Source organism: Gimesia algae (genome assembly GCF_007746795.1).
Taxonomy (GTDB): domain Bacteria; phylum Planctomycetota; class Planctomycetia; order Planctomycetales; family Planctomycetaceae; genus Gimesia; species Gimesia algae.
In genome coordinates this window covers 543,140-544,379 of sequence record NZ_CP036343.1, presented here as the reverse complement: position 1 = coordinate 544,379, position 1,240 = coordinate 543,140, and the positions used below count along the sequence as shown (strand labels likewise).

Below are 1,240 nucleotides of genomic sequence, written 5' to 3'. Positions count from 1 at the left end.
CTTCATGTCGAACCTGATTAAGATTGCTTAGAATTACCGGTCGGTTACTTCTCAAACGTAATCACCTGTCGAACGGCGGTGCCGGTGGCGAGGGCGTCGAAGGCTTCATTAATTTCAGCCAGCTGAATGGTACTGGTCAGCAGTTTGTCGACGGGGAACAGAACGGCCTGGTACGCGGCGATGAAGCGGGGTAAATCGCGGCGGGGCATGTGGTGGAATGACTACAAAACTTATTTTAAACCTTTTTTTCCAGCCAGCTCTGCCAGACTTAATTAGAGGTGAATGCTTGTGGTTCACTCTCTGGCGTGGCGGAAAGTCGCTTGCGGAGCCGTTTCCAGAGGAAAAGCTCCACAAGGAGTTGCAGATTGATGACCATGAAGATTGTCAGTCCAATCAGCGCCGGGATGTTCCAGTTTGCCTCGATCAGGACGAGAAACAGGATGGCAATGCTACTGGCTGCAGCCAGTGTTGCAGCGAACAGAGTCAGCCCCAGGATACTCCGTTGAGATCTCTGTTTAATCCCATTCGCGAACAGCAAGAAGAGCAGGCCCGTGATCAGATGCAGCACCGCGCCGAACAGAATAACGGGATTCAAAACCAGGCTGACCAGAAATAGAACTGCTCCGAAAAACAGGCAGTATCCGCCCGTAAAGCGGGTGAGTTTCGAAATGTTCTCAACAAATTTCTTTTCTGTAGCAGGCGTCAGAGGCATCGTCTGGTTACTCCGAGATTTCTCATATGGATCAACCTGAAATCACACCAGGCATCGATTTTCTATGATTGTAACCGCTGAGATTTTCCGTGTCTAAAACAAAGTGGTTTTTCGCCACTTTTGTTGTCCCGATGTTGTTGAGATTCGGGAATTACTCACGGCGTCTGCACCCATGTCTGTCAGACCGATTGTTTCAGCCAGTGCGCGGTAGGCCAGCAGCAGATGGCGGACGTGGTGTGGGGGATTGTTGGGGCGGGTTATGTGTCTGATTAAATCAAACAATAATTCAAGATATGTCGTCTAATATGGACTGAGAGGCAACCGGGGCTAACGCCCTTCGGCTAATCAGGTATGCCTCGTTCGGAGTCGTAGACATAGTAAAAGTTACGATGATGACTGCAAAAATCAGCCGCACGGCGTTAGCCGCGGTTCATGTCGAACCTGATTAAGATTGCGTAGAATTACCGGTCGGTTACTTCTCAAACGTAATCACCTGTCGAACGGCGGTGCCGGTGGCGAGGGCGTCGA

Annotated in this window: 2 protein-coding genes; both read right to left on the bottom strand. The window is 50.4% G+C overall.

Annotated features, from left to right (window positions below; all coding sequences use genetic code 11):
- Nucleotides 1-44: 44 nt before the first annotated feature.
- Nucleotides 45-209: a hypothetical protein gene (locus tag Pan161_RS02005; RefSeq protein ID WP_197995652.1), complete on the bottom strand. Its 165-nt coding sequence runs from the start codon at nt 207-209 to the stop codon at nt 45-47.
- A 59-nt stretch (nt 210-268) separates the two neighbouring features.
- Nucleotides 269-712: a hypothetical protein gene (locus Pan161_RS02000; RefSeq protein WP_145223929.1), complete on the bottom strand. Its 444-nt coding sequence runs from the start codon at nt 710-712 to the stop codon at nt 269-271.
- Nucleotides 713-1,240: the final 528 nt, after the last annotated feature.